Origin of the sequence: Kutzneria sp. 744 (genome assembly GCF_000568255.1) — a bacterium.
Lineage (GTDB): Bacteria > Actinomycetota > Actinomycetes > Mycobacteriales > Pseudonocardiaceae > Kutzneria.
Map to the genome: position 1 here is coordinate 3,571,386 of NZ_KK037166.1, position 5,770 is coordinate 3,577,155.

Genomic DNA, 5,770 nt, shown 5'->3' on the forward strand with positions numbered 1-5,770 from the left:
GCCGTCCTCACGCAGGCCCTCGGCCACCAGCTCGCCGGCGATCGGCTCCAGCCTGGGCAGCGGCAGCTCGCTCGTGATCACGAGGTCCACCTCGGACCCGAGCCGCCGCCACGCCTGCGCCAGCTCCACGCCGACCACGCCGCCGCCGAGCACGATCAGCCGGCCCGGCACCTCCTTGGCCGAGGTGGCCTCGCGGGACGTCCACACCCTCGTGTCGGCAATACCCTCAAGCGGAGGGATGACCGCCACGCTGCCGGTGCACACGGCCACGGCCTGGCGGGCGATCAGCGTGCGGTCGCCGACCACGACCCGGCGCTCCCCGTCCAGCCGGGCGCTGCCGCGGATCACCGTGATGCCCGCGCCGTCGGCCCACTGCACCTGGCCGGCGTCGTCCCAGTTGGACGTGAAGTAGGTGCGGCGCTCCAGCACCTTGGCAGCGTCCAGGTGATCGCCGACGGGCACGCCCGGGAGCCGGCGGGCGGCGGCCAGCGCGTGGCCGGGCCGCAGCAGAGCCTTGCTCGGCATGCACGCCCAGTACGAGCACTCGCCGCCGACCAGCTCGTGCTCGACCAAGGCGGCGGTCAGCCCGCCCCGCACCGCCCGGGCGGCCACGTTCTCGCCGACCGCGCCGGCGCCGATCACGACTACGTCAAAGGTGTCTGCCACGCCGCCACCTCACACCACCGCCCGGTCACGAGCAAGCCGGGGGCGGCCACCCGTGCGTCGGGAACGCGCCTTTCCTGCACTCCGGGTAGAGGAATGGCGCGTTCCGAGCGTCATGGAGCCAGATGCGTGGTGGCCTCGGGGGTGTAGGCGAACAGGCCGGGCAGGCCGCCGGTGTGGAGGAACAGGACCGTCTCGTGCGGGCCGATGGAGTCGTCCTCGACGAGCGACACCAAGGCCGCCGCGGTCTTGCCCGAGTAGACGGGCTCCAGCGTGATCGCCTCGGTCGAGCCGAACAGCGAGATGGCCCGCCACACGTCCTCGGTGGGCCGGCCGTAGCCGGGGCCGAGGGTGCGGTCGGTGATGCGCACGCGGTCCAGCGACGGCGGCGCGATGTCCAGCAGCGCGGCCGTCTCGTCGAGTATCGGCAGCAACACGTCGCGAGCCTGTTCGGCCGGACGGGACACGGCGATCAGCTCGATGTCGATCTCCCAGCCGAACGCGGCCGCACCGGCCAGCAGGCCGGCCGCGGTGCCGGCGCTGGCCAGCGGCGCGACCAGCTTGCTCGGCCACACGCCGGTGTCGCCGAACTGCTCGATCAGCTCGGCGACCGCCGCCACATAGCCGAGTGCCCCTACGCCGGTGGAGCCACCGACCGGGATGGACGCCACGTTTCCGTGAGCAGCCAACAACTCCTGGTGACGAACCTCGGCCTGCTCATCCGTGTCGACCACGTGCACGGTCGCTCCGTACACATGGTCGAGCAGGATGTTGCCCGACCGCTCGTAGGCCTCGCCCTCGCGCGGCACCGAGCGCGTCAGCACCAGATCGCAGGGCAGCCCGAGGCGCGCGCAGGCGGCCGCGGTCAGCCGACCGTGGTTGGTCTGGACCGCGCCGAAGGTGACGACCCGCTGGGCGCCGTCACGGAGGGCGGCGCCCAGCAGGAACTCGAGTTTCCGCAGCTTGTTGCCGCCGACCCCGAGCAGGCCCACATCGTCGCGCTTGACGAGAACCGTCCGGCCGAGGCGGTCGGACAGGCGCGGGCACGCCTGGAGCGGCGACGGCCACTGTCCCAACTGGATCCGAGGAAAACTCGACAGGTCAGTGGCCATTCGCGCGGTGTCCTCTCGCCGTCAGCTCTTCTCCAGCGCCTTGGCCAACAGCGTAGTGATGACTTCCTGTGCCGTGCCGACCACCTGGCGTCGCTGCCGGCTGGGCACCCGGTCGGCCATCTGCAGCAGTGACCCGCCGGATTCCACCGCGGCCAGGAACGCCAGCCGGTAACCCGCGCCCTTGCGCACCTTGTACCGGGTGGCGAACAGGGCGCCGAGCCGGTCGGCCACCATACGGCGGTGGTCGGACTCGGGGTCCTCGAGGTGGTTGTCGAGCACTTCTGCGAACCGGACGCGCCCGAAGTTGGCGTCCTGTTTGCGCATGCGCTCGTGCACCGCCAGCACTCCGGCGACCGCCTGGCGCCAGTCGTCCGGCGCCGCGCCGAAGTACTCCTCGACCTCGCCCAGGAACTTGTCGGTGCTGCGCAGGGCCAACGCCCGCACCACCGACCGCTTGTCGGGGAAGTATTGGTAGAAGGACCCGATGGGAATGCCCGCGAACTCCGCGATGCGCGCCGTCGTGATCGAGTCGTAGTCCCGCTCGCCCAGCAGCGTCTGGCATGCGTCGAGGATGGCGGTCACGGTGGCCGCTCCCCTTGCCTGCACGGGCTGTCTGCGCATCAGCAGGGCAAGTCTGCTGTTCGTGTGATCGTCCTGCACGCGGAACATGGTGCGACAGAAGTGCCCGTTTCACGCAGTGTTCGGAGCAAACACTCAGCGGACTGCCAGGTTCGGGAGGGGTCTCGTGAAAGCGTTCTCTCGCTGACCTGGCAAAACGCGAAATTGGCACATGTGAGGGGTCATCACCCGAGCGGCCGAGTAACGCTCACGCTCTGGCCAGGTGTTTGCAACACCGCGTGATCACGACGGCGCCCCGCCCGGCTGTGCAAGCCGGACGGGGCGCGACGTTTTTTCCAGATGGCGACCAGATCGCCGGGAGCTACTTGATTCCGGCGGCCAGGATCTTCGCGGTGTCCGGCGTGCCGATGCCCGTCACCAGGTCGAATCCCGTGCCCGCCTTGTAGGCGCCGTTGCTGCCGCTGGTGATGTCGTGGAAGTCGGCCTTGGCCAGCCCGTACAGCTTGGCGTTGGCCGAACCCAGGCCGGTCTTGCCCTTGGCCGCCGCGGCCTGGTTGTAGACCGCCGCCACGCCGGCCCAGATCGGGGCCGCGCCGGACGTGCCGTACACGGAAGTCCACTGCCCCTGGGTGTAGACGGAAATGCCCGTTGGGCCACCCTGCGCCGACACATCGGGCACCTGGCGCTTGTTGGTGCTGCCGATCTTCACGCCGCTCTGGAACGAGGGCAGCGCGAACACCGTGGAAGTGCCGCCGCCCGAGCCGTTCCAGCCCGTCTCGCTCTTCCACGTGGTGGTGGTCGACGTGGACAGGTTGGTGCCGCCCACACCCGTGACGTACGGGTCGCTGGCCGGGAAGTCGACCGTGGTGCTGCCGTCGCCGTTGTCGTCGGAGCCGCTGTCACCCGAGGCCGCGAAGAAGCTCTGGCCCTGCGCCGCGCCCTGCTTCAGCACGTTGTCCACGGCCTGCATGCCCGAGGCGGTGCGGCCCTTCTCCGAAAGTCCCCAGCTGATCGAGGTGACGGAGATCTTGCTGGAGACGATGGCGTTGGCCAGGTCGACCTCGCCCTGGTCGGTGTTGGGCGCCTCGAACACGGTGATGGCGGCCTTGGGCGCGATCGCCTGGATCGCTTCGATGTCCAGCTCCACCTCGACCTGGCCGTCGCCGAGCGCACCCGAGCCGCCGGAGACCTTCTGCACCTTGGGGGTCGGCGAGCCGGTGGCGTAGTTGCTGTCGTACTTGGTGATGTTGGACTGCTGGAAGCCGTCGAACTCCCACAGCGCCACCGTCTGGCCCGAACCGGTGTAGCCGGTGGACGTCACGTCGTAAGCGCCCTTGAGCTGAGTGGGCGTGAAGCCACCGCCCGGACCGGCGTGCGGGTCGAGCTTGGTGTGGTGCACGCGGAGGCTGCGGTTGTTCAGACCAGCGACGTCGAGCACCACTCCGGCCAGGTCGGACGGCAGGGTCGGGGCCGCGGTGTTGGCGTAGAAGGGCCGGTTCGTCTTGCCGTCACGGTAGTTGGCCAGGGTCGTGCCGAACGCCTTCTGGACCGCCGCGGCCGGCCCGCTCGCGTCGACGGTGAGGTGGTTGCCGCTCACCGCGTCCACCGACAGGCCCTGTCCCCGCAGGTATTCCTTGACCCGGTTGACCTGGTCGTCCGTCGGGCCGAAGCTGGCCGTGAACTGCTCGGGGGTGAGGAAGTGGCCGTACTGGGCCGAATGCGGGTCGTTGACCGCGGCGATCGTGCGGTCCAGCTCCGCGCCGTTGCGCAGGTTCAGGCTGACCGCCACCGACACCCGCTGCTCCGCCGGCACGGCGCCCAACGCCTGGGCCTGCGCCAATCCGCTCACCACGTCGTTGCGCAGCGCCACGCGCGGCTGCGGGGCGGCCAGCGCCACCGGGGCCGCCACCGCGGCAATGGCAAGCGGCGCCACCAGCGCGCCGATGATCCTCAACGTCTTCACGTCTGCTCTCCCAGTGCAGGGGGCGATCGGGACTCACCAAACGCTATTGCCCGACCACCGTCCGTGAAACCGAGGAAACCCTTGCCCCGGCCCCACAAGCCGCCGATGTCTCAGACGGCCTGGCTGCGGAGGGGCTCGGGTTCGGGTCGGCGGGCCTCCGGCACGGGGACGTCCATGGCGCGGACCAACTCGGTGCGTGACCGGACGCCTACTTTGCGATAGATCCTCGACAAGGTGGCCTCGACCGTCTTCACGCTGATGAACAACACCGCCGCCACCTCGCGGTTGGTGGAACCGGCACGAACCAGCTCGGCGACCCGTTGCTCGGCAACGGTCAACGCCACCGCGTGATCCGCCCGGGACTGGGCGCCGGTGCGGTCCAACTCCTCGCGGACGCGATCGGCCCAAGGGGTGGCGGAGATGGCGACGCAAATGTCGTAAGCCTCGGACAAGGCCGCCCGGGCGGCGGCGCGGCGGCGGCAGCGGCGTTCGACGCCGGCGAGGGCGACGAGCGTGCGGGCCCGGTCCAGACCAGCCTGACCGTCGGCGACGGCCCGGAGGCGGGCGACGCCGTCGTTGGGCAGACCGGTGGCCACGGCCAGCAACGCGGCGGATCGTTCGAGGTTGGCCAGCACCCCGTGACGGCCGAAGTCAAGGGCCTGCCGGGAAGTCAGCTCGATGAGCTCCCGGGCGTCCTCCAGCGCCCCGGTGGCGACGAGGGCCTCGGCCAGGTCGGCGTGCCAGCGAACGACGGCGGGATCACGGATGTCCATGCGGCGGCCGATCTCGCTGACCCGGCACAGCGTCTCCACGGCGGCCGCGGCGTCGCCCGTGGTGAGCTGAATCTGGCCCAGTACGGCCAAGTTACGCATCAGATACAGTTGATCACCGTCCGCCGCCGACTCCCGCGCGCCACGCTCGGCGTGCTCGGTGGCGGCCTCGACGCTGCCGCCGTTGGCCTCGGCCAGCGCGGCCGCGAACAAGGCGGGCGGGCAGCTGATGCCGGCCTCGGAGAACAAGGTCATGGCCCGCTGCGCGGTGTCGACGGCCCGGCGGCACTGCCCGGCCCGCGACTGCACCTCGGCCAGCGTGACCATGATCGCCACGGTGTCCTCGACGGCGGCGGTCTCCTCCACCTTGCGCAGCAACGACAACAGCCGCCGCTCGGCCCGTTGGAGATCATCGTCGCCCAGCTCGATCACGGCCTGGTGCCGTTCCAGCTCCCAGGACTCGGCCTGCGGATGGCGTTCGACGATTTCGATCGCCTTGGCCACGGTGGCACGCGCGGCCGGATCCCCGCGCAGGGACTGGAGATGCGCGAGCCGGGTCAGCGCGCGGACAGCGGTCGACGCGTCGCCGGCCAACGTGGCCAGCTCCGCCGAGCGCGCGGCCTGCTCGACCGCCTCGACGGTGTCGGCCGCCGAGCAACGCCCGGCCAGCCAGCCACATCCGC

At 70.8% G+C, this 5,770-nt stretch carries 5 protein-coding genes; all 5 read right to left on the reverse strand.

Translation table 11 applies throughout. The annotated features are described in order from the left end of the window. Positions 1 to 666 (reverse strand): FAD-dependent oxidoreductase (locus KUTG_RS15950; protein ID WP_043717733.1); only part of this gene is annotated, 666 nt, incomplete at its 3' end. A 110-nt stretch (positions 667 to 776) separates the two neighbouring features. After that, positions 777 to 1,775, reverse strand: a complete 999-nt coding sequence (locus tag KUTG_RS15955) for a D-cysteine desulfhydrase family protein (RefSeq protein WP_043717735.1) — start codon at positions 1,773 to 1,775, stop codon at positions 777 to 779. A gap of 21 nt (positions 1,776 to 1,796) precedes the next feature. Then, positions 1,797 to 2,435 (reverse strand): TetR/AcrR family transcriptional regulator, encoded by a 639-nt coding sequence (locus tag KUTG_RS15960; protein WP_232240815.1) that lies wholly within the window; start codon positions 2,433 to 2,435, stop codon positions 1,797 to 1,799. A 280-nt stretch (positions 2,436 to 2,715) separates the two neighbouring features. Further along, positions 2,716 to 4,317 (reverse strand): S53 family peptidase, encoded by a 1,602-nt coding sequence (locus KUTG_RS15965; protein ID WP_052394653.1) that lies wholly within the window; start codon positions 4,315 to 4,317, stop codon positions 2,716 to 2,718. A gap of 110 nt (positions 4,318 to 4,427) precedes the next feature. After that, positions 4,428 to 5,770, reverse strand: a 1,343-nt coding sequence (locus KUTG_RS15970) for a helix-turn-helix transcriptional regulator (protein ID WP_198047189.1), incomplete at its 5' end; no start/stop codon positions are given.

What these genes read in the sequence shown, in the direction of transcription:
- KUTG_RS15955 (WP_043717735.1), bottom strand. Translation starts at nt 1,775, where the DNA reads ATGGCCACTGACCTGTCGAGTTTTCCTCGGATCCAGTTGGGACAGTGG.